At 57.8% G+C, this 22674-nt stretch carries 23 protein-coding genes; 12 read left to right on the top strand and 11 right to left on the bottom strand.

What is annotated here, in order from left to right:
* Positions 1–35: 35 nt before the first annotated feature.
* Genes JOE09_RS12425 through JOE09_RS12415 form a run of 3 tightly spaced genes read right to left on the bottom strand, consistent with a single transcriptional unit; the run spans position 36 to position 3521 of the window.
* Positions 36–902 (bottom strand): DUF3142 domain-containing protein, encoded by an 867-nt coding sequence (locus JOE09_RS12425; RefSeq protein ID WP_239553043.1) that lies wholly within the window; start codon positions 900–902, stop codon positions 36–38.
* Complete coding sequence (locus JOE09_RS12420) at positions 872–3040, bottom strand: PA5441 family protein (protein ID WP_338049340.1); 2169 nt, start codon at positions 3038–3040, stop codon at positions 872–874. Before JOE09_RS12420 ends, JOE09_RS12425 begins: the two co-directional genes overlap by 31 nt.
* Before the next feature lie 55 nt (positions 3041–3095).
* Positions 3096–3521 (bottom strand): GNAT family N-acetyltransferase, encoded by a 426-nt coding sequence (locus JOE09_RS12415; protein ID WP_205065983.1) that lies wholly within the window; start codon positions 3519–3521, stop codon positions 3096–3098.
* Between the two features lie 363 nt (positions 3522–3884).
* Between JOE09_RS12415 and JOE09_RS12410 the strand changes: the two genes are divergently transcribed.
* From JOE09_RS12410 to yjiA, 3 genes are all read left to right on the top strand, one after another.
* Positions 3885–6038, top strand: coding sequence for a carbon starvation CstA family protein (locus JOE09_RS12410; protein WP_205065982.1), 2154 nt, complete (start codon positions 3885–3887; stop codon positions 6036–6038).
* Between the two features lie 75 nt (positions 6039–6113).
* Positions 6114–6317, top strand: a complete 204-nt coding sequence (locus JOE09_RS12405; RefSeq protein ID WP_105592421.1) for a YbdD/YjiX family protein — start codon at positions 6114–6116, stop codon at positions 6315–6317.
* Between the two features lie 11 nt (positions 6318–6328).
* Positions 6329–7306, top strand: a complete 978-nt coding sequence (yjiA, locus tag JOE09_RS12400) for a GTPase (protein WP_205065981.1) — start codon at positions 6329–6331, stop codon at positions 7304–7306.
* Between the two features lie 128 nt (positions 7307–7434).
* Here the strand turns inward: yjiA and JOE09_RS12395 are convergent, their stop codons facing one another.
* Complete coding sequence (locus tag JOE09_RS12395) at positions 7435–9465, bottom strand: alpha-amylase (RefSeq protein WP_205065980.1); 2031 nt, start codon at positions 9463–9465, stop codon at positions 7435–7437.
* A gap of 313 nt (positions 9466–9778) precedes the next feature.
* Here JOE09_RS12395 and JOE09_RS12390 point away from each other — a divergent pair, with 313 nt between their 5' ends.
* Positions 9779–10606, top strand: coding sequence for a protein bax (locus JOE09_RS12390; protein WP_205065979.1), 828 nt, complete (start codon positions 9779–9781; stop codon positions 10604–10606).
* Positions 10607–10641: 35 nt separating this feature from the next.
* Here the strand turns inward: JOE09_RS12390 and btsR are convergent, their stop codons facing one another.
* From btsR to JOE09_RS12365, 5 genes are all read right to left on the bottom strand, one after another.
* Positions 10642–11361 carry a two-component system response regulator BtsR gene (btsR, locus tag JOE09_RS12385; protein ID WP_205065978.1) on the bottom strand — a complete coding sequence of 240 codons (720 nt, stop codon included), beginning with the start codon at positions 11359–11361 and terminating at the stop codon, positions 10642–10644.
* Positions 11355–13043 carry a sensor histidine kinase gene (locus JOE09_RS12380; RefSeq protein WP_205065977.1) on the bottom strand — a complete coding sequence of 563 codons (1689 nt, stop codon included), beginning with the start codon at positions 13041–13043 and terminating at the stop codon, positions 11355–11357. Before JOE09_RS12380 ends, btsR begins: the two co-directional genes overlap by 7 nt.
* Before the next feature lie 156 nt (positions 13044–13199).
* On the bottom strand, positions 13200–13955 hold the full coding sequence (locus JOE09_RS12375) for an amino acid ABC transporter ATP-binding protein (RefSeq protein WP_200560139.1): 756 nt from the start codon (positions 13953–13955) through the stop codon (positions 13200–13202).
* Between the two features lie 12 nt (positions 13956–13967).
* Positions 13968–14636: an amino acid ABC transporter permease gene (locus JOE09_RS12370; RefSeq protein WP_123331230.1), complete on the bottom strand. Its 669-nt coding sequence runs from the start codon at positions 14634–14636 to the stop codon at positions 13968–13970.
* A 4-nt stretch (positions 14637–14640) separates the two neighbouring features.
* Positions 14641–15438 (bottom strand): transporter substrate-binding domain-containing protein, encoded by a 798-nt coding sequence (locus JOE09_RS12365; protein WP_205065976.1) that lies wholly within the window; start codon positions 15436–15438, stop codon positions 14641–14643.
* 228 nt (positions 15439–15666) lie between these two features.
* Between JOE09_RS12365 and JOE09_RS12360 the strand changes: the two genes are divergently transcribed.
* The 8 genes from JOE09_RS12360 (at position 15667) to mdtI (ending at position 20802) form a co-directional block, all read left to right on the top strand.
* On the top strand, positions 15667–16995 hold the full coding sequence (locus tag JOE09_RS12360; protein WP_205065975.1) for a CapA family protein: 1329 nt from the start codon (positions 15667–15669) through the stop codon (positions 16993–16995).
* Between the two features lie 73 nt (positions 16996–17068).
* Positions 17069–17818, top strand: coding sequence for a hypothetical protein (locus JOE09_RS12355; protein WP_205065974.1), 750 nt, complete (start codon positions 17069–17071; stop codon positions 17816–17818).
* A 67-nt stretch (positions 17819–17885) separates the two neighbouring features.
* Positions 17886–18200, top strand: coding sequence for a chorismate mutase (locus JOE09_RS12350; protein ID WP_205065973.1), 315 nt, complete (start codon positions 17886–17888; stop codon positions 18198–18200).
* The gene (locus JOE09_RS12345) at positions 18187–18990 is read left to right on the top strand and encodes a helix-turn-helix transcriptional regulator (protein ID WP_205065972.1); all 804 of its coding nucleotides are present in this window, start codon (positions 18187–18189) and stop codon (positions 18988–18990) included. Before JOE09_RS12350 ends, JOE09_RS12345 begins: the two co-directional genes overlap by 14 nt.
* A gap of 85 nt (positions 18991–19075) precedes the next feature.
* Positions 19076–19711 carry a LysE family translocator gene (locus JOE09_RS12340; protein WP_239553042.1) on the top strand — a complete coding sequence of 212 codons (636 nt, stop codon included), beginning with the start codon at positions 19076–19078 and terminating at the stop codon, positions 19709–19711.
* Positions 19712–19907: 196 nt separating this feature from the next.
* On the top strand, positions 19908–20006 hold the full coding sequence (locus tag JOE09_RS26510) for a protein YdgV (protein ID WP_476703942.1): 99 nt from the start codon (positions 19908–19910) through the stop codon (positions 20004–20006).
* 117 nt (positions 20007–20123) lie between these two features.
* Entirely contained in the window at positions 20124–20486 is a 363-nt protein-coding gene (gene mdtJ / locus JOE09_RS12335; protein WP_420830649.1) for a multidrug/spermidine efflux SMR transporter subunit MdtJ, read from the top strand.
* Positions 20473–20802 carry a multidrug/spermidine efflux SMR transporter subunit MdtI gene (mdtI, locus tag JOE09_RS12330; RefSeq protein WP_205065971.1) on the top strand — a complete coding sequence of 110 codons (330 nt, stop codon included), beginning with the start codon at positions 20473–20475 and terminating at the stop codon, positions 20800–20802. The genes mdtJ and mdtI overlap by 14 nt, the downstream gene beginning before the upstream one ends.
* 170 nt (positions 20803–20972) lie before the next feature.
* Here the strand turns inward: mdtI and JOE09_RS12325 are convergent, their stop codons facing one another.
* Entirely contained in the window at positions 20973–21731 is a 759-nt protein-coding gene (locus JOE09_RS12325; RefSeq protein ID WP_205065970.1) for an ATP-binding cassette domain-containing protein, read from the bottom strand.
* Entirely contained in the window at positions 21728–22624 is an 897-nt protein-coding gene (locus JOE09_RS12320; RefSeq protein ID WP_205066148.1) for an iron chelate uptake ABC transporter family permease subunit, read from the bottom strand. Before JOE09_RS12320 ends, JOE09_RS12325 begins: the two co-directional genes overlap by 4 nt.
* Positions 22625–22674: the final 50 nt, after the last annotated feature.

Below are 22674 nucleotides of genomic sequence, written 5' to 3'. Positions count from 1 at the left end.
TAAGGTGCATTGTGGAGAGAGATTCTCGCTCCCATTTATCGCCCAGGACGCAGCATAAACACCACGGTTCCGCGATACCAGCGTGAGGCGGAAAGCTCACGCTCATAGCGCGGTTCCCATTTGCCGTGCTGAACCAGCCCGATACGGAAAGGGATTTCCAGCTTCCTTAGTGCGGGCAAATAGCTGGCATAGCCCTGCACACTTTGCCGCCCCTGATAGGTCTGCACCACCAGCTCATCCACCGGCAGGCGGTTCAGCGTGACGATGTCCCCGGTACTGGCCCAGTCAAGCAGCCCGGTCACACCCAGGGCATACTCCCGCGGCAGCTTTTGCCGCAGCGCGGTCAGGAACTGTGCGTAATCATCCAGCTTTCGGGTTGCCGCATCGAAGTCGATTTGCAGGCCGACAACGTGATTACCGCTCTGGCTCCAGCGCATCATCAGGCCGATGATTCTTGCCGAGATATCGTCCGGCATCTCCAGCGTGGTTAAGCGCACGGTTAGCCAGATACGGGGGAAGCTAAGCCTGCTGACAGGCAGGCCCACGCGTTCGAATACCGGCCTGCCGCGATACAGGTTCACCTCGCCCTGGTGCAGATAGACCACCTCTGCCCTGCGCATCTCCGCCGAGCTGCCGACCCCGGACCACAGCCAGAATGCACGGTGATCGGCGGCACGAACGCGATAGCTATCGGCGGATGAAACAGCGGCACCCGGTGAGCTGGCGATAGCACGGAGAGGTTTATTTGGGTGACCATCAGCGCGAATCACGCACGCGTTATTATTCGCAACGGCACCTGGATTTTCCTCACCGGCATCAGCACAATCGTTCGCGCTGACACTACCAAAGGCCACCAGACTGTACAGCATCATTACCAGTAGTATTTGAGCCGCTGCGCCCATGGCCCGCCCCGATAGTCCGCTTTCAGACGGTTAAACCAGCCTTTACGCGCCGCCGGTTCAGCATCCTTACCGCCGCAGTCGTTATAGCCCGACGGCGCATAGCACATCACCGCACGGTAAAGCGCAAAGCTTTTATCTTCCGGCTCGGCACGCGGATTCTGGATCACCTGCGTATAGTACGCCTGCCGATTGGGCGCCCCACCGCTGCCCTCACCCACTGCGGCTCCCAACGCCAGCGTCCCATCCTGCTCCGGCCAGCTGTCCACCTTCGCCTGCGTGGTGCGGAAAAACTCGCCCAGGCAGTTCAGCGCGTGGGGGTCGTCGGAGCGGGCGTTCAGCGTGCTCACCGTCTGCTCCAGCGAGGCACAGTGATATCCCGGCTCGGCTTTTTCGCCCGTCCAGTTAAACACCGTCAAATCGACGTCGGAAAAGCTATTGTCCACCAGCGGCTGCGTGATATGGCTGCCCAGCGCCTTATCCTGTAGCCAGTCGCCGTAGCGCCCGGCAATCAGGTCTTTTACCAGCAGAGTGTGCAGCGCGATGGTCTTCTCTTCGCTGCTGCTCCCCGCTTTTACCTGCTGACGCAGCAGGTCGGGGGTCGCCAGCTTCTTCAATACCAGCGAGCGGTAGCGCAGGTTGGTCACCTTGCTGTCGGCGGCAAAGATTTGTTCGGTCTGCCCGCTGTTGACCAGCGTTGCCGCCAGCATCGCCTGTAGCATCTGCTGTTGCTCTTTATCTTTCGCTATGGTGAGCAGATGCAGCCAGTGCTGGCGCGCGGCATCCCAGTTTTTCTGATCCATCAGCACATCGCCGTACAGCACCTGCTGACTGAAGGCCAGAATGTCATGCTCGGGCAGGGATTCCACGGGTTTAATGGCGTCGAGTACCGTGGCGTAATCCTGCTTCTGCTCTGCCAGCAGCAGCGTCAGGTACTGCCACAGCGGCAGCTGCTGGCCCCTGTCGAAAATCGGTTTGATCTGCTCAAGATACGCCCGATCCACACAGGGCGCTTTGCCGTCGCATTCCGTGCTGCGCATCAGGCGCAGCGTCTGGGTAAAGGTCAGCAGCGGGGCATCCGGCGCATTGAGGAAATACGCCTCGTTGCGGGTCAGATCCTTACTGAGCAGCTTATCGTCGACCTCGGCTATCAGTGAAATGAGCGATTCCACGCTGCCCGCCTGCTTCAGCGCCTGCTCGGATTCCTGCGCCAGCGAGTCCCAGCCCTCAAGATACCAGTTGATGCGCCTAAGCATGCCGCGTGCCGATTCGGCATACAGGCCATCCGGCCATTTTTGCAGATACGCCTGCGCCTGATTAAGCGCCTCCGTTGCGGCGGCTTTATCAATGTTTTTCACATCAAAATCACCGTACATGCCGCTGGCGTTGGCGCTACTGCGGTTCAATCCTGTGCGCATCAGCATGTAGGCGGCCGTTTCAGCCAGCCACGGCTGCTGGCCTGCGCTCAGCGCGTTGAAGGCAGTGGCCGCCGTCGCATAGTCACCGGCATAGAACTGGTTTGCCGCCAGCAGATAGCGCTGAAACTGCCCGGCCACGGTGTTTTCCGGGTAGTTCAACGCCGCAATAGCAGCCTGCGCTTCTGCGCTGCCGTTGACCTTGAGCCGCGCCTGAGCGAGCGACTGGCGCTGTTCCGGGGTCAGCGAGGTTTCCGCCAGCAGCGCGCGGTAAAACTGTTCGACGGAGTCGAGCGTGTTGGACACGTGGCGATCTTCCAGGCCGTCGTTCTGCTGGCGGAAGCCGTCCAGCAAGCCATCATCTACGCCTATCTGTCTGGCCTGCATCGCCAGCGGCAGCTCGGCAACCGAGGCATCCTGCGCCGCCTCATCCTGCATATGGTCATACCATTCCGACAAATGCGGTGCAAAATAGTAGTTACGACTGTGAACAACATCGATAGATTCCGGCAGTACCGGCAGCGGGAAGGCCTTTTTCTCACCCAGCAGCCGCAGCAGGTTATCGCGAGTATCATTACCAATATCGAGCACCGGCGGGCTGCTTATCAGGCACCCTTTAGCGCTCCAGGGGCAGCTCCCCATATCCGATGAAGCCTGCGCCCACTGACTGAACAACCCCACGCTGCCTGCTGCCAGCATCCATCCCAACACTTTGTTATGTTTCACTATCGGCTCCTTTCCTGCCAAATCACGCATTATCATCCTGAAGAGTAGTACCTATTTAAGCAGGAAACTCACCGGCCTTAATCGTCCAGGCGCTGTGGTGGTGCTCCATGCCGATTTTCGGGTAGTAGCCTTCTGCCAGCGGTGCCGCTATCAGTATCAGGCGACAGGCGGCATCAAGCTGGCGGCAGGTTTCCGCAATCAGCGCCTTGCCGATGCCGCCCTTCTGTACCTTTTCGGACACGGCGAGGTCGGACAGGTAGCAGCAGAAGGTGAAATCCGTCACCGAACGGGCAACGCCAACCAGCGTCTCACCCTGCCACGCGGTCACCGTCAGGTTGGCATGCTTCAGCATCTTCGCAATGCGCTCGTCATCCGCCAGCGGCCTTCTTGCGCCTAACGAGGTTTCACTCAGCAGATCGATAAACTGCTGCGAAGCGATCGGATAATTCACCCGATAAACAATATCTGCGTCGTTTTCCATAGTCCGGCCATCCCCTGTTCGATTACACATATCTTTGTGAAACATCACCTTATGCCAGTTATTTCTGCTTAGCAACGTCGCTCAGATTAGCACTTGCCGGTGACACACGCATGAAGCTGCACCGCTTTCGCCGTCAGCGAGATCTGCATCACATAATTCAGTAGGTTAGCTTCAGAGCGAAACCGCTCAGCCCCTCAAGCAACCGCTCACTGCTGCATATGACCGCTTAACCACTCTTTCCACCGCTCAGGGGGAAAAATTGCCACCATATACCCAGCATGATTTTGTGCCCTTCGATAAAAACTCAGAGGCTCAGCCGGGATGCTGAGATCGTTTTCATCAATTATAAAAACCAGGTTTCCTATGAATAAAAACTCATTATTCAAACATATCCCCTGGATGATTCTTGGAATCATCGGGGCATGTTGTCTGGCCGTCGTCGCCCTGCGGCGCGGCGAGCATATCAGTGCACTGTGGATCGTCGTCGCTTCCGTGTCGGTCTATCTTGTCGCCTACCGCTACTACAGCCTGTATATCGCCCAGAAGGTGATGAAGCTCGATCCAACGCGATCGACACCGGCGGTGATTAATAACGACGGCCTGAACTACGTACCGACCAACCGCAACGTGCTGTTTGGTCACCACTTTGCGGCCATTGCCGGTGCCGGTCCGCTGGTTGGTCCGGTGCTGGCGGCGCAGATGGGCTATTTGCCCGGCGTGCTGTGGCTGCTGGCGGGGGTGGTGCTGGCCGGTGCGGTGCAGGACTTTATGGTGCTGTTTATCTCTTCCCGCCGTAACGGCGCCTCGCTTGGCGAGATGATCAAAGAAGAGATGGGCCCGGTCCCCGGCACCATTGCGCTGTTTGGCTGCTTCCTGATTATGATTATTATCCTCGCCGTGCTGGCGCTGATCGTCGTGAAGGCGCTGGCGGAAAGCCCGTGGGGCGTATTTACCGTTTGCTCGACGGTGCCGATCGCGCTGTTTATGGGCATCTACATGCGCTACCTGCGGCCCGGCCGCGTGGGTGAAGTGTCGGTGATCGGTATCGTGCTGCTGGTCGCCTCTATTTACTACGGCGGCGTGATTGCGCACGACCCGTACTGGGGCCCGGCGCTGACCTTTAAAGACACCACCATTACCTTCACGCTGATCGGCTACGCGTTCGTTTCCGCCCTGCTGCCGGTGTGGCTGATTCTGGCACCGCGCGACTATCTGGCTACCTTCCTGAAAATCGGGGTGATCGTTGGCCTGGCTATCGGCATCGTGATCCTCAATCCTGAGCTGAAAATGCCGGCCATCACCCAGTATATCGACGGTACGGGTCCGCTGTGGAAAGGTGCGCTGTTCCCGTTCCTGTTTATTACCATCGCCTGCGGCGCGGTGTCCGGCTTCCACGCGCTGATCGCTTCCGGCACCACGCCGAAGCTGCTGGCCTGCGAAACCGACGCACGCTTCATCGGCTACGGTGCCATGCTGATGGAGTCCTTCGTGGCGGTAATGGCGCTGGTAGCGGCGTCGATTATCGAACCGGGCCTCTACTTTGCGATGAACACCCCGCCGGCCGGTCTGGGCATCACCATGCCTAACCTGCACGAGCTGGGCGGTGAAAACGCGCCGATGATTATGGCGCAGCTGAGAGACGTCACCGCGCACGCGGCGGCAACCGTCAGCTCCTGGGGCTTCGTGATTACCCCGGATCAGATCCTGCAAACGGCGAAAGATATCGGTGAGCCTTCGGTACTGAACCGCGCCGGTGGTGCACCAACGCTGGCGGTCGGTATCGCCCACGTCTTCCACAAGATTGTGCCGGTGGCCGATATGGGCTTCTGGTATCACTTCGGGATTCTGTTTGAGGCGCTGTTTATTCTGACCGCGCTGGATGCCGGTACCCGTTCAGGCCGCTTTATGCTGCAGGATCTGCTGGGCAACTTCGTGCCGTTCCTGAAGAAAACCGACTCGCTGGTGGCGGGGATTATCGGCACAGCAGGCTGCGTGGGACTGTGGGGCTACCTGCTGTATCAGGGCGTGGTTGACCCACTGGGCGGCGTGAAGAGCCTGTGGCCGCTGTTCGGTATCTCTAACCAGATGCTGGCCGCCGTGGCGCTGGTGCTGGCGACCGTGGTACTGGTGAAAATGAAGCGCACAAAATACATCTGGGTGACCGTGCTGCCAGCAGTCTGGCTGTTGATCTGCACCACCTGGGCGCTGGGCCTGAAACTGTTCAGCAACAACCCGCAGATGGAAGGCTTCTTCTATATGGCCGGACAGTATAAAGAGCGTATCCAGGCAGGCGGTGCCGAGCTGACCCAGCAGCAGATCGACAATATGCATCATATTGTGATCAACAACTACACTAACGCCGGACTGAGTATCCTGTTCCTGATTGTGGTGTACAGTATTATCTTCTACGGCATTAAAGCGTGGATGAAGGCGCGCCAGACAGATCAGCGCACCGACAAAGAAACGCCTTATGTCCCGGTGCCGAAAGAAGGGGTGAAAGTCTCTTCCGGCCACTGATAATCTCTGAATCTCAGCCCCGCGATGCGGGGCTGTCTCCTGCCTGAAAGCGGGGGATCACTTAAGGAGCGGCGTATGTTTGATAACTTAGGCGCGGCAAAAAAATACCTCGGTCAGGCGGCAAGAATGCTGGTAGGCATCCCCGATTACGATACCTACGTCCTGCATATGCAGACCAATCACCCGGACAAACCGGTGATGACCTATAAGGAATTTTTCCGCGAACGCCAGCAGGCCCGCTACGGCGGCGACGGCAAAGGCGGAATGCGCTGCTGTTAACAGGAACGATTATGACCCCGATTGCAGTCACCGTTTTAACCGGTTTCCTCGGCGCAGGTAAAACCACCCTGCTGCGCCATATCCTGCACGAACAGCAGGACTACAAAATCGCCGTCATTGAAAATGAGTTCGGCGAAGTCTCGGTAGATACCCAGCTGATTGGCGATCGCGCCAGTCAGATTACCACCCTGACCAACGGCTGTATCTGCTGCACCCGCTCTAACGAGCTGGAAGATGCGCTGCTGGATCTGCTCGATGGCCTGGACAACGGCGACCTGAGCTTTGACCGGCTGGTGATTGAATGCACCGGCATGGCGGACCCCGGCCCGATCCTGCAAACCTTCTTCTCCCACGAAATTATCTGCGAGCGCTATCTGCTGGACGGGGTGATTACCCTGGTGGATGCGGTGCATGCCGACCAGCAGTTAAACCAGTTCAGCCTGGCGCAGTCACAGATCGGCTACGCGGATCGCATTCTGCTGAGTAAAACCGACGTCTCCGGCGATAACACCGAGCTGACCGAACGCCTTCAGCGCATCAACGCCCGCGCGCCGATCTATCCTGTGATCCACGGCCAGATCGACCTCGCTCTGCTGTTTGATACCCGCGGCTTTATGCTGGAGGAGCAGGTGGTGGTGGCGAAACCCCGCTTCCAGCGCATTCACGAGGCGCAGAACGCCATCTCGTCGATCGTGGTGGAGTTTGACTACCCGGTGGTGCTGGGTGATGTGTCGGCGGTCATGGAAAACCTGCTGGGCAGCTTTGCCGAAAGCCTCCTGCGCTATAAGGGAATGCTGTGGATCGCCGACCAGCCGTGCCGCCTGCTGTTCCAGGGCGTGCAGCGGCTCTACAGCGCCGACTGGGATCGCCCGTGGGAAGCGGACGAACAGCCGCACAGCACGCTGGTGTTTATCGGCGTGAACCTGCCGGAAGCGGAGATCCGCAGCGCCTTTGACGGGCTGAAAACGAACCCGCCTGCCGCACAGTAGCCATTTCAATCTGTTCAGTTAGCGACGGCGAACCGCCATGGTTAAGCCGTCGCGCAACGACAGAGCATCCCCTCTACTGCCTTGCCGCTACCCGCCAGCGCTCGCTGCATCATCGCCGGGCAAGCGCCTCACTTTTCCCGGCCAGCCCACACCACCATCACCCGATCATCGCCCTTTTCGCGCACAAAGCCGTAGCTCTGCGGCAGCGTCAGCGCGGTCTGCTTCCCGGCACCCAGCGCCGGATGGCGGGCGCGAAACTGCCCGATCCGCTGCCAGTGCCGCAGGCTGGCCGCCGCGCTGCCGTTGAGATCCTGCCAGTTCATGTCCGATCGTGTGCCCTGTAGCGGGTCCGATCCGGTCGGGCCAAACGGACGTGCGGACTCATCACCGTAAAAGATCTGCACGGCGCCGGGTGCCAGTAGCAGCAGCTCTGCCGACGTTGAGCCACCTTTGCGGAACAGGCGGGTATCGTGCGAAGACAGATAGCTGAGGACGTTGAAATCCTGGAGTTTTTCCGCCATCTGCTGCCAGACACCGTCCATATTCGCCAGACAATTCGCCGCGCTGGCGGCCTGATCCTGGTAATCAAAATTGATCATCGCATCGAAGCCGTGCTGGTAGTAGGCGCTTTGCATCACGCCGTGCCCCCAGGATTCACCGGTCATCCAGAACGGCGCATCATCGATTTTTTTCTGCGGATTGGCCTGCTTCCACGCCGCCAGCGCCTCGCTGGCCTGCGTTTTTAGCTGCTGCCAGGCTTCCAGCTCAACATGTTTGGCGGTATCCACGCGGAAACCGTCGATGCCGTAGTCGCGCACCCACTGGCTCAGCCAGTGAGTCAGGTAATCGCGCGGCGTGGCTCCGGCAATTTCCCGCGCGGCGGTATCGGGCTTATGGCGATAAAACAGCGGCAGCCCGGAAGGCGCGGTGGATTCGGTTTTCAGATCCGGTAAAAAGGCCAGCGACATCGTCAGGTCGTCAAAACCGGGGTTGTCGTAATCGCCAATATCGGTGCGTATCCACTTTTTCCCCCACCAGTTTTGCCAGGCGGTTTTGTCGCTGAAGTTGATGTAGTCGTTAAAGCTGTGCCAGTTCTGCCCGGCGGCGGGCTGCCAGTCGGTCCAGCGTTCACCGAGGATCTTGCGGCGCTCGGGCTCGTTCAGATAGAGCGCGCCGAACTGATAAGTTTGCATATCCGCCAGCGTCGCGTAGCCCGCGTGATTCATCACCACGTCAAACAGCACGCGGATGCCGCGCCGGTGTGCCTCATCCACCAGCGTACGCAGGTCGTTTTCATCGCCCATGTTGGCATCCAGCCGCGTCCAGTCCTGGGTGTAATAACCGTGATAGGCATAGTGCGGGAAATCGCCTTTCGTGCCGCCGCCCACCCAGCCGTGGATCTGCTCCAGCGGCGAGCTGATCCACAGCGCGTTAACGCCCAGCTGCTGCAAATAATCGAGTTTGCCGGCCAGGCCTTTCAGATCGCCGCCGTGAAAGGTGCCGATCTCCTGCATGCCGTCTTTATGCCGTCCGTAGCTGTTATCGTTTGACGGATCGCCATTGGCAAAACGGTCGGTCAGCACGAAATAGACCGTGGCGTTGTGCCACTGAAACGCTGCTGCCTGATGGGTTTTCTCTGCTTCCAGCAGCAGGAGTCCGTTACTTTCCGCCGCCGGCTGCAGGGTAATTTTTCCGTCGCGGACGGTGGCAGTTTGCTGGCTGTAAAAGTCCCGCACCACGCTACCTTCGGCAAAAGTTTGCCCGACGGGGATAGTCAGCGGTTTCCCACTGCTCACCGGGCACTGGCGAGCCACGACGGCAGGCGCATCGCTCGCGCCCTTCACACTCAGCAGCAGCGTAGGCGTGCCGGAACGGGTATCCAGCTGCACCTGATAATCGCCGTCGCGGAACCGTCGCCACTGCGGCGCGCTGCCGCTACAGGGCTTCAGCGACAGCATCTGATTAAGCCTGATGTCGCCCGATGGCTGCCAGCACTGCTCCCCCTGCTTCAGAGTTATCGGCTGCACGCCTTTTTTCAGCGCGGCCTGGCTGCGCCAGACGCCGGTACCGTCGTCGGTCAAAGGAGGGAAGTCAGACGCTGTCCAGCTGGCGCAGGCAATACCAGGCAGTAAGAGCAGAAGTAACGCTGAGTGTTTCATTAAAGAGCCCCGTCATGGCGATTTTCCCCAGTGTGCCGCTGAAGCCAAACAGGTGAATCATCCCCTTTAAAAATCCGCAGGGAGGAGAGGCAGGGATGAGAAAACAGACCGTTTCGCGACATTCTGCAGGGCGAAAAACACTATTTGCATCAATATTTGATCGATTTTCAACCGATTTAGCGTGACATGATTTCGGAATTGGACTATTTCTGTACGTGCCCTGTGAGGTTATTTTTGGTACAATTTCCGATTCATCCGACAAAAAAGCGCATAACGAAAGGATTGGAATGCTTACATTCGACCAGGAGAGCTAATGATATCGATACCCAAGCGACGACCTGGGGCGGCGATACTCATGTTTTTCACCCTGATGTTTTCAGGGGGCGTGCTGGCAAAAACGCACGCAGAAACAACGAGTCACAAAGCCCATGTCGTTAAGACCAGCGTTAAGAAACAGGCAAGCAGTAAACAAGAGTATTCTCGCAATAGTGTTAAGAGTAGTTCACTTCCTGATTTGCGAAAATACCCTTCCGGAACCCCAAGGAAAAAAGCGTTTCTCCGGACGGTTATGCCTTATATCACCAGCCAGAACGCGGCGATTACCGCCGAGCGTAACTGGCTGCTCAGCAAACAGTACAATGGCCAGTGGTCGCCTGCGGAACGCACGCGTCTGAAGGATATTACCCAGCGCTATAAAATAAGCTGGTCCGGCAATACGCGCCGTATTCCGTGGAACGCGCTGCTTGACCGTGTAGACATCATCCCCGACAGCATGGTCGCCACTATGGCGGCGGCAGAAAGCGGCTGGGGCACCTCGAAGCTGACGCGCAGCAACAACAATCTTTTCGGCATGAAATGCGCGAAAGGGGGCTGTAAAAATGGGCCAGGCAAGGTGAAAGGCTACTCCCGCTATGATTCCGTGCAGGAGTCAGTTGCGGCTTACGTGGCTAACCTGAATACCCACGCGGCCTATGCGTCGTTCCGTAAATCCCGCGCTCAGCTGCGCAAAGCGGATCAGGAAGTGACGGCAACGGCGATGATCCACAAGCTGAAGGGCTATTCCACCCGCGGTCAGAGCTATAACAACTACCTGTTCGCCATGTATCAGGATAACCAGCAGCTGATTGCTGCACATATGTAACTTCCCGCCTTTAACGGGCTGTCGGGCCAGCTGGCCTACAGCCCCAGCGCTTCCTTCAGACTTTTCAGATAGCGACGGCTTACCGGTACGGTATGGCCGTCGCGCAGCAGCAGCTCCGCCTGGCCGTTATCCTCAAGGCGAATTTCCTTTAGCTGAGTCATATTCACCAGATACTGCCGATGGCAGCGCAGCAGCGGCGTGCGGCTCTCCAGCGTGCGCAGCGTCAGCTCGGTAAAGCCCTCTTTGCCATCCTGGCTGGTGACGTAAACGCCACTCATGCGGCTGCTGACGAACGCCACCTCATCCATTTGCAGCAGCCAGATGCGGCTGTGCCCACTACAGGGAATATACTTCAGCGGCTGCTGGTTCTCCGGCAGCAGAGTAATATCCTGTACCTGCCGCTCCTGGCGCAGCCGCGCCAGCGTTTTGCCCAGCCGCTGCTGCTCGATGGGCTTTAGCAGATAGTCAAAGGCATGTTCCTCAAACGCCTGGATCGCGTACTCATCAAAGGCGGTCAGAAACACAATATAGGGACGATGCCGCCGATCGAGCATCCCGGCCATCTCCAGCCCGCTGATGCGCGGCATCTGGATGTCCAGAAACAGTACGTCCGGCCGCAGATTATTCACCGCGCCAATCGCCTCAATCGCATTGCTGCATTCGCCGACAATCTCGATATCGCTCTCGTCCTGCAGCAGGAAGCGCAGGTTTTCGCGCGCCAGCGGCTCATCATCCACAATCAGCACTCTTAACATGCGGTTTCCTCCATCGGCAGGCGCAGCGTCACGCGGGTAAAGCAGTCCGGCTCGCAGCTGACCGTCAGCCCGTAGCCGTCACCAAATCGCGCGCGCAGACGCTTATCCACCAGGCTCATGCCTAATCCATTGCCGCTGCTTTTCGGCTGATACAGCCCGGCATTATCCTCTACTTCGACGATCACATGTTGCCCTTCACTGCGGGCGCGGATGGTAATCGCCCCACTGCCCAGCAGCTGCGAGGTGCCGTGCTTAATGGCATTTTCCACAATCGGCTGCAGCGTGAAGGCCGGTAAATGCTGATGCGCCAGCGCCTCCGGCACCTGCATCTCTACCCGCAGCTGCGACTGGAAGCGCGCCAGCTCAATTTGCAGATAGGCGTTGATGTGCTCAATCTCATTGTCCAGCGTGACAATCTCGGAAGGCCGCTTGAGGTTTTTACGGAAAAAGGTCGACAGATATTGCACCAGCTGCCCGGCGCGATCGCCGTCGTGGCGGATCACCGCCTTCAGGGTATTCAGCGCGTTAAACAGGAAGTGCGGGTTAACCTGGGCATGCAGCAGCTTGATCTCCGACTGCGCCAGCAGCGCCTCCTGCCGCTCGTATTTCCCCGCCAGGATCTGCGCCGACAGCAGCTGCGCAATCCCCTCCCCCAGCGTGCGGTTGATCGAGCTGAACAGGCGGTTACGCGCCTCATACAGTTTGATGGTGCCAATCACCCGCTGATTCTCTCCGCGCAGTGGGATCACCAGCGTAGAAGCCAGCTTGCAGTTAGGGTGCAGCGAACAGCGGTAAGGCACTTCGTTGCCGTCGGCATAAACCACCTCACCGCCTTCAATGGCGCGCCAGGTATAGCTGGAAGAGATCGGTTTACCGGGAAGATGGTGATCGTCGCCGATACCGGTAAACGCCAGCAGCTTCTCCCGATCGGTGATCGCCACGGCGCTGATATCCAGCTCTTTGTACAGCACCTGCGCCACCTTCATGCTGTTTTCTTCGTTAAAGCCCTGCCGCAGTATCCCTTCGGTGGAAGCCGCCACCTTCAGCGCGGTGGCGGAAAACGCCGAGGTATATTTTTCAAACATCGCCCGCTTATCGAGCAGGATGCGCATAAACATCGCCGCACCGAGGGTATTGGTCACCACCATCGGCGCAGAAATACTCCCCACCAGGTGCAGCGCGTCCTGGAACGGCCGGGCGATCAGCAGGATAATCAGCATCTGCACCACTTCGGCGACAAAGGTGATTGCGCCCGCGGTCAGCGGGTTGAACAGCTTATCGATGCGACCCCGGCGGATCAAAATACTGTGCAGCAGCCCACCGAGCAGCCCTTCGGTAATGGTGGAAACCATACAGCTCAGCGCGGTCATCCCCCCCATCGAATAGCGATGCAGACCGCCGGTCAGCCCGACCAGGCCACCGACCACCGGGCCGCCGAGCAGGCCGCCCATTACCGCGCCGATCGCCCGGGTGTTGGCGATGGAGTCTTCGATATGCAGACCAAAGTAGGTGCCCATAATGCAGAACACGGAGAAGGTGATATAGCACAGCAGCTTGTGCGGCAGGCGTACCGAAACCTGCATCAGCGGGATAAACAGGCGGGTTTTGCTCATCAGCCAGGCAATGACCAGAAACACACACATCTGCTGCAACAGCAGTAAAACTAAATTGAACTCGTACATGCCCTGCCGTCCACAACCGTTAAGGCGGATAACATACCGCTATTAGCGAAACGTTTCTTTGCCACAGGCCAGAAAAATGCGATCGCGCAGGTCACTTTTTACGTTGAGAGGGAAAATCGGGCAGCACCGGCGGCGCTGCCCGTTAAGGAGAGTCGCTTACGGGCGATGCCCGCTGACGTCATTTTGATAGCTGAGCAGGAAGCGCTGGGTGCGCTGATGCTGCGGCCGGGTAAAGATCTGCTCCGGCTCGCCGTCTTCCACAATCGCGCCGTCGGCCATAAAGATAATGCGGTCGGCAATATCGCGGGCAAACGACATCTCGTGGGTCACCAGCAGGATGGTGGTCTGATGATCGATAATCGAACGGATCACCTGTAGCACCTCCTGTACCAGCTCCGGGTCCAGCGCCGACGTCGGCTCATCCAGCAGGATCACCTTCGGCTTCACCGCCAGCGAACGGGCAATCGCCACGCGCTGCTGCTGGCCGCCGGAAAGCATTGCCGGATAGCTGTCGGCCTTCTCACGCAGACCCACTTTCTCCAGCAGATTCAGCCCAATGGCATCCGCTTCCGCCTTCGGCATTTTTTTGCCGATAATCAGCCCTTCGGTGATGTTTTGCAGTGCAGTTTTATTTTTAAACAGGTTGTAGTGCTGGAACACCATGCCGGTTTGCTGGCGCAGGGCGTTTTCCTGTTTGGTACTGATTTTGGCGACATCCACCGTAAGATCGCCGATGGTCAGCGTACCGCTTTCCGGCTTCTCCAACAGATTGATGCAGCGCAGCAGCGTTGATTTCCCCGAGCCGGAAGGCCCGATAATCGCCACCACTTCCCCCTGCGCCACCGAAAGATCTACGTCCTTCAGCACGTGGGTTTTGTCATAAAATTTATTCAGCTTGCTAATCGTCAACATCGGCTGGGTTCCTTAGCGATAAGGCCGGTTAAGGCGCTTTTCCAGACGCTTTTGCAGCATGGTCAGCAGAATGGTCACGGCCCAGTAGATCAGCGCCACCGCGATATAGCTTTCCAGGAAGCGGAAAGAGTTACTCGCCAGGATCTTGGTCTGCGAGAAGATCTCGGTTACGCCCACGGTAAAGGCCAGCGATGACTCTTTAATCAGCATAATCAGATAGTTGGCCATACCCGGCACAGCCACGCGAATGGTCTGCGGCAGAATAACCCGGCGGAACCCCTGCCAGCGGGTCAAGCCCACAGACAGGCAGGCTTCCATCTGGCCCGGCTCGATGGCGTTCATCGCGCCGCGGAACTCCTCGGCTAGGTTGGCGGCGTTCTTAAAGCTGAGCGCAATAATGGTCGCAGAGATCGCGTTCATCATGCTGATGCCGGGGAACAGCTGCGGGATACCGAAGTAAAAAATAAACAGCGTCACCAGCGTCGGCACCGAGCGGAAAAACGAGATATACAGCTCAGCCAGCGGAGTCAGGATCATAATGCGGTTGCGGATCAGCAGCGCCAGGCCAACGCCCATCACCGAGGCGATCACCATCGAGGTGACCGCCAGGAACAGCGTCATCGGTAAAAAGCTGAGCAGCGAAGGAAACGCCTCCAGCATAAAACGCAGATCGAAATTCATCGGCTTACTGTTCCTTGCTGACGTCCTGTTTCAGATACTGCTCGGACAGTTTGGTCAGCGTACCGTCGGCGGCCAGTTCTTTCAGCGCTTCATCAAATTTGGTCCGCAGCTCGTCACCCTGGGCATTTTTCACAAACGGGAACGCTTCCTGATAGCGATAGACCGGGTTACCGGACAGCTTCAGCGGCAGGCGGGAGTTATCAATCAGCAGCTGTGCACCGGCGCGGTCCATGATGTAGGCGTCAATACGGCCCAGCGCCACATCCTGTACGATAGCGCTTGGCTCTTCGTAGGTGTGAATGTTGATACCGGCATCCGGGTAGTTTTTACGCAGGAAGTTCTCTTTGCTGCTGCCCACATCCACGCCCAGACGTTTGCCTTTCAGATCGTCGATGGTGTGGATAGAGTCGTCATCTTTGCGGGTCACCAGCTGCGCGCCGGAGTAGATGTAAGTCTGGGAGAACTGATATTTCTCGCGGCGTTTTTCGTTGGCTTCCACCTGGTTGGCAATGGTGACGATTTTGCCGGAATCCAGCATACCGAACAGGCCGGTCATATCGGCAGTGGTTAATTCCACACGGGAATAACCCAGCTTTTTCGCCACTGCGTTTACAACCGCAATATCATAGCCTTCTAAATCCTTGCCGTTTTGACGGTAGGAGAAACCAATACTCACGCCGAATGTACCGACCTGAAGGACTTTTTCTGCATCGGCGGCTTTCTCTTTATTATTATCACAGCCTGCAACCAGTACTGATAACCCCAGAACCAGTGCGAGAATACCTTTATTTGTAGATTGCATTATTTACCCTGATTTAAATTTTCTAGAAATAACAATATTATAGAGGCGAAGACGTATAACGCGGCGCCGGGATGCTTGCTACCAACAAAAAGGAATAAGATATAACAGAAGGTTATATAAAATTCCCAGATGAAACAGGATAGCAGTTGCACCGCCGGTATAGTTAATAAAATAATAAGAACCATCTTAATCCGCAAAATAACGGATTTTCTAACCAGAGAGAGAATTATGCGTATTGTAGCCTGTGGTGACCTGCTATTTTCCAGCCGTAACCTGGTCAACCGCCTTGATAAAAGAATTATTAACTTACTTCAGGGGGCAGATGCAGTGTTTGCTAATGCTGAATTCAGCTGCCCGCAGCCGAATATTCCCCCTGCGGCAGGGCGTGGCTACATCACGGCGGTCAAACCGGCAACGCTGGATGAGTTTGTCGATCTGAACATTAAGCTGGTTTCCTTCGCCAACAACCACACCGGCGACTTTGGCTGGGAAGGCGTACTGAGCACCATCGACGCGGCGGAAGCGCGCGGACTGGTTCCCTGCGGCGTGGGCCGCAACCTCGACGATTCCCGCCTGCCGCGCTTCCTCGACACCGCCGCCGGCCGCGTGGGCGTGGTGGCACTCGGCTCAACCCGTTCAGAAGTGTTCCTGGCCGCCAACGGCGGCGCGGGCACCGTACCGCGTCCGGGCCTGAATCCGCTGCGCTGGGGCCGCGCCTACGTGCTGCCCGACGAACAGTTTGAACAGCTGAAAAACATCACCCGCCTGCTGGGCACCGATGAAAGCGTGCGCGAAGGCATGCGCGTTGAGGTGATGGCCGATAAAGGGCCGGACGAGTTTAAATTTGGCTCGCTGTTCGAAAGCTCGCTGCAAATTGAGCGCGGCGAGAAAGCCGGTGTACGCACCTGGTACAACGAACAGGACTGCCAGGAAAACGAACACAGCGTGCGCGATGCCGCCAACCGCAGCGACTTTACGCTGGTCAGCCTGCACACCCACGAAGGCGATAAAGACAGCTGGTACAGCCCGGACGCGCCGGAGTTCGTTGAATCCTTCGCCCATCGCGCGGTAGAGGTCGGTGCCGATGCGGTAGTCTGCCACGGGGCGCACTTTATGCGCGGGGTGGAAATCTACAACGGTAAGCCGATCTTCTATAACCTCGGCAGCCTGCTGATGGAATTCGAAGCCGGTGAATCGATTATCGGCCCGGAAATGTACCAGGCCTACGGCCATAAAGTGGATGCGCGCCCGTCGGATCTGCACCGTGCCCGCGCCAAAAACAGCGCTGGCGAGTTCACCGGCTTCAATGCCGAAGCGCGCTTCTCACAAAACGCTCTGGCGGTGTTTGACGTGGAAGGCAGCAATATTCGCGTGCAGCTACTGCCGCTGGATCTGGGTATGGACAGCCCGCGTGTACTGGATCGCGGCCTGCCACAGATCGTCAGCCACCAGCAGGGCCACGAGATTGCCGCACTGCTGACGCGCATGAGCGAACGCTACGGCACCGAGTTCAGCTACCAGGAACAGGACGGTATGATCGCCTTTAACGCCCGTTAAGCGTCATTAAATACATCCGGTCGCCGACCGGATGTATACTTTGACTATTGATAAATAAAGGAACCGGGCCGAAATGGATGTAATACACCCCCACCCACAGCGTAAAACGCGGCTGGCAGCCTTCATCTTCGCCGCCACCTCACTGTTCTCTGCCGCCGCTAACGCGTGGCAGCCGATTGATATTGATGACGACAGCGTGCTGCGTTCCCCGCCTTCGATTGCGGTGCGTAACGGCACGCTCTACTTCGACGGCAAAATCATCGAAGGTTCCGCCGAGAAACTGCATCGCCAGCTGGAGATGCGGCGGGTGGAAAAAGTCTCGTTCAACAGTATCGGCGGCGATGCCAAAGAAGCGATGGAGATGGGCCGTGAAATTCACAAGCGCAAAATGGATGTGGAAGTCAGAAACGTCTGCGCCTCCGCCTGCGCTAACTATATCTTCCCCGCCGGGAAAAATAAGTTCATTACCCAAAACGCTTATTTGCTGTGGCACGGCAGCCTGCACAGCCCGACCGATGAAATCGCGCTGGAGTCAAACGACCAGGGTCAAACGCGCGAGATGCTGGTGACTTCAACGTTTTTCACCGCGTTAAAGCAGCAGGAAGCGGAATTTTATCAGCAAATCGGCGTTAATGGCGATTTCGCCTGGTGCCCGCAGCGGCAGTCGGACTACCACGAAAAATTCCCGGAAAAATGGTTCTCCTGGTCGCAGGCTAATCTGGCGAAGTTCGGCGTCAGCAACGTTCGCTTTGCCACCAGCGCCGCCCGCTGGCAGAGCACCATGAGCGGCAAAGGCGTGATATTTGCCGACTACTGCCAATAATTTCCTCGCCAGGCTGCGGAAAATCCACTAGCTTATGTACTCCTGTACTAGCAATGGAGATCAATCAATGGATTTTACTTCTCTCGCTCAGGTGAGAACGCGCATTGATGAGTTGGATAATCAGCTGGTCGCGTTGATTGCCGAACGCGGAAAGTGCGTAAAGGCGGCTGCGGCGTTTAAAACCGACGACGCTGCGGTTCGCGCTCCCGATCGGGTTCAGCAGGTGGTTGATCTGGCCCGCCGCCGTGCGTCAGAGCATGGGCTGCCGGAAGAGATTATCGAAAGCGTATACCGCGCGATGATCGGTGCATTTATTGACTACGAGCTGCGCCAGCATCAGCAGCTAACGCAGCAAAAATCACGCACAGATGCGCCAGCATAAAATCCAGCCGCTCGCCTGCCGCCTGCCGGGCATTGAGGCAGTGACTGCGGACAGCAGCTTTTCCTTTGGCCGCCACAGCCATGACTGCTTCGGTATCGGGCTGATGGATCGCGGTGCGCAAAAATCCCATAGCGGCCGCGGTCACGTTGAGTCCGCTGCCGGAAATATCATTACCGTGAATCCTGGCGAGGTCCATGACGGTGTGCCGCTAGGGGAATCGCGGGCGTGGCGCATGCTCTATTTCCAGCCCCCGCTGATGGCGGAATACTTCGACCATCTTTCCGATACGGCCAACTCGCTAACCGAATTTATCCGTCCGGTTTTTCACGATCCCCGTCTGGCAGCCCACTTCAACCGCCTGTTTTATACCCTCACCGCCTGCGAAGATCGTCATTTCAGGCTGGCAGTCGATGAAGCCTTGCTGTCCCTGAGCGGGGCACTGACGCAGATCTCCCGGCGAGAACCCAGCCTGGCAAATGATGTTATCCACCTCACGCGGGAACGGATGGATGACGATCCGACAAGCCCGATCACGCTGGCCGAAATGGCTTCGGCTGCGGGGTTAAGCCCATTTCAATTGCTGCGAGGATTTTCACGCCGTATGGGCATCACGCCGCATGGCTATCTGATGCAGCGCCGCCTGGGGCTGGCCCGCCAGCGGATCGTACAGGGCTGCTCGCTGGCGGAAGCCGCTGCCGATGCCGGTTTTACCGATCAAAGCCATATGACCCGATTATTTGTGCGCAGCTTCGGCTACACGCCAGGGCTGTTTGCACGCAGTCTAAACTGATCGACTCCCTGCAATTTCGTTCAAGATCTCCGCGTACGCCCCCGGCACACTGCCTCCTCGTTTCATTTGCGTAAAGGGGCATAGCATGCTGATTTCCATGGGTTCTACCGTTAGCGCTGATTATCTGATGACATCACTATTGATCGTTATGTCTCCCGGAACCGGGGCGCTGATTACGCTCTCCGCCGGCCTGAAACAAGGGTCACGCAGCGCGCTGCTTGCCGCTGTGGGATGCACGCTTGGCGTCGTGCCGCATATGCTGGCGGCGATAACCGGGCTGGCGGCACTCCTGCACGCCAGCCCGACGGCTTTCGCGGTGGTCAGGTATGCTGGCGTCTGTTATTTACTGGTGATGGCCTGGCAGACAATGCGTGAATCTGGCCCACTGTCAGTCTCGGCAGAAAATCTTCAGACGAACGGCAGGAAACTGGTCCTGCAGTCGATAGTCGCAAATATTCTTAATCCTAAACTGTCACTCTTCTTTCTGGCCTTTCTGCCGCAGTCTGTCAGACCTGATGCAACGTCGCCGCTGCAGAGCATGCTGCTGCTTTCTGCCATTTTTGCCGCAATGACTTTTGCCGTCTTTGCGCTCTATGGCCTGTTCGCCGCAGCACTCAGCCAGCGTATTCTTGCCAGCCAGCGCATTATGGCGCTAATACGCTGGTCGGTGGCCCTGGCCTTTATCGCCATCGCCCTGCGCCTGGCAACCGCCAGCCTGTAAAAACCAGATAATTACGCCAGTTAAAGACAGATAAAAGGTCTGATTAACTGGCTTTTCACCTCTAAGTAGCGTAAAGAATTGCAAATGACGAGCTAAAAAACATGCCGCGTGGTAGAAATATCAGGTGTTTAACTCCCGAGGACAATTTCCTTTCCGCATCGACGAGAAGCAACAACGCGGATAAGTTGTAAAAATTATGGACAATCAGTTCAGAAACGAACGCTCTACCCCCACTGTCGTACTTGCTTTCCCCCACGCCCTTTCCGGTGAACAACACTGGCGCAACGGGCTTTAGTCCCGATCTTCCGTTTTGGCATCACGCACGCCGTGCGGTCATTTGCCCTGTTTAATTTCAGCCTGCGTCGGTTTATCCACGCTTTCAGGCTCGCTATTCACATCTTACGGAAGATGCATCATGATTTACTGGCTATTACTGGCGCTGGCCATCGCCTTTGAAATTACCGGCACCCTGCTGATGAAGTGGTCCGGCGTCAGCGGCAATCCGCTTGGCTATTTTTTAATGCTGCTGATGATCGCCCTCTCCTACATCACCCTGTCGTTTTCGATTAAGAAAATCGCCCTCGGGGTGGCCTACGCGATGTGGGAAGGGATCGGCATTCTGTTTATTACCCTGTTCAGCGTACTGCTGTTTGAAGAGTCGCTGTCGCTGACTAAGCTGCTCGGCCTGACCACGCTGGTGGTCGGTATTGCGCTGATTAAGTCCGGGACCCGCGCGGCGAAGAAAACCGTGGAGGTGCAGCATGCAGGCGTTTGAATGGGGGCATGCGGCATGGCTGGCGGGCGCCATCGTTCTGGAAATCGTCGCTAATATTTTCCTGAAACTATCCGACGGCTTCCGGCGCAAGGTTTATGGCGTGCTGTCGCTGGGCGCGGTGCTGGCGGCGTTCAGCGCGCTATCTCAGGCGGTGAAGGGCATCGATCTGTCGGTAGCCTACGCGCTGTGGGGCGGCTTTGGTATTGTCGCTACCGTCGCCGCGGGCTGGGTGCTGTTCGGCCAGCGCCTGAACCGCAAAGGCTGGGCCGGTCTGCTGCTGTTGCTGGTGGGGATGGTGCTGATCAAGCTGGCGTGATGACTATCCAGAACGGTGCCGCGCCGCGCAAAGCAGCACGGCACCCGCCGCAGGAGGCGAATAAACGCCGTTGCATCATACGGCGATTAAACGCCGCAGATCCGCGAGGCAGAGCAGCGAAGAGACAGCGTGCAGCACCAGCGTTGATGCCAGCCTGAACGCCAGAATAATCAGCGGTAGTACACCGCGATGCGCTGGCCGTTCAGCTCTTCGATGGTGACCGGCAGATCGAAGATATCCTCAATCACCTGCGGCACCATCACCTCCTGCGGCGTACCGCGAAACACCAGCCTGCCGCCCTTCATCGCCAGAATGTAGTCCGACCACGCAGAGGCAAAGTTGATGTCGTGGATCACCAGCACAATCGACTTCTCCAGCTCGTCCGCCGCGCGACGCAGCTGGCGCATCATCGCCACGCTGTGCTTCATATCCAGGTTGTTCAGCGGCTCATCCAGCAGCACGTATTTCGTGTCCTGGCATAACACCATCGCCACAAAGGCACGCTGGCGCTGCCCGCCGGAAAGCTCATCCAGATAGCGGTTTTGCAGCGGGATCAGATCCAGAAAGCCCAGCGCCTGCTCAACGTGGCGGCGGTCGTCGGCGTTCAGTCGCCCTTTGCTGTAGGGATAACGGCCAAAGCTGACCAGATCGTACACCGTCAGGCGGCTGGTGAAATGGTTCTCCTGGCGCAGTACCGACAGCACCTGCGCCAGCTTTTCGCTGTTGGCATCGCTGACGTCCAGCGCATCGACGCTGACGCTGCCGCTGTCCGCCAGCAGCAGGCGGCTGATCACCGACAGCAGCGTGGACTTGCCCGCGCCGTTGGGGCCGATAATCGAGGTCACGCCCGAGGAAGGCAGAGTGGCACAGATATCCTGCAGAACCGGCTGCTGGTCATAGTGTTTACTGACGTTTTTTACTTCAATCACTTTTTGGCCTTCTTCAGCAACAGGTAGATAAACAGCGCACCGCCGGTAAATTCGATCACCACCGACAGCGTTCCGGCCATATCCAGCAGGCGCTCCAGCACCAGCTGGCCGCCAATCAGCGTGACCATGCCAATCAATACGCTGCCGGGTAGCAGATAGTGATGCCGCCAGGAACCGATCAGCGGATAGGTCAGGTTGACGATCAGCAGACCGAGGAACATCATCGGCCCGACCAGCGCGGTCGAGGTAGCGACCAGCAGCGCCACCAGCAGCAGAATGCCGGTCACGTTACGGCGGTACGGCACGCCCAGCGCGGTGGCGGAATTGGCCCCCAGCGCGATCACGTCCAGCCGGTGGCGCATCCGCCAGACCACCAGCGACACCAGCGCGACAATCAGCGCGCAGACCATCAGCACGCCGCCGTCGGCGCGGGTAAAGGTGGCGAATATCCGGCTTTGCAGCACGGCAAATTCGCCGGGCGACATCAGCCGCTGCATCAGCCCGGAGGCGCTGCGGAACAGCGTGCCGCACACCAGACCAATCAACAGCACGCGGTGCAGATCCATCCCGGAACCGCTCAGTAGCCAGCGATAGAGCAGCGTGGCAAAGGTCACCAGCAGCGCGCCCTCCGCCAGGAAGCGGCCCACGCTGCCCAACATGCTCAGCCCGCCGATATCCAGCGCGAAGATCAGCACGGTTTGCAGCAGGACAAACAGCGACTCCAGCCCCATCACCGACGGGGTCAAAATGCGGTTCTGCGTCACCGTCTGGAACAGCAGCGTACCGATGCCGGAGGCAAACGCCACCAGCACCATGGTGGCCAGAATCTGCCCGCGGTGCTTAAGGATGTAGGCGATATTGCCGTGGAGCTGGATGGTCATAAAGATCGCCATCAGCACCAGTACCAGCGCGCTCAGCAGCAGCAGGCGGCGGCCCGGCGTGA

The organism is Pantoea coffeiphila (assembly GCF_016909495.1).
Lineage (GTDB): Bacteria > Pseudomonadota > Gammaproteobacteria > Enterobacterales > Enterobacteriaceae > Erwinia > Erwinia coffeiphila.
The sequence above is the reverse complement of the archived record's forward strand: the minus strand, read 5'-3'. Positions and strand labels throughout refer to the sequence as shown.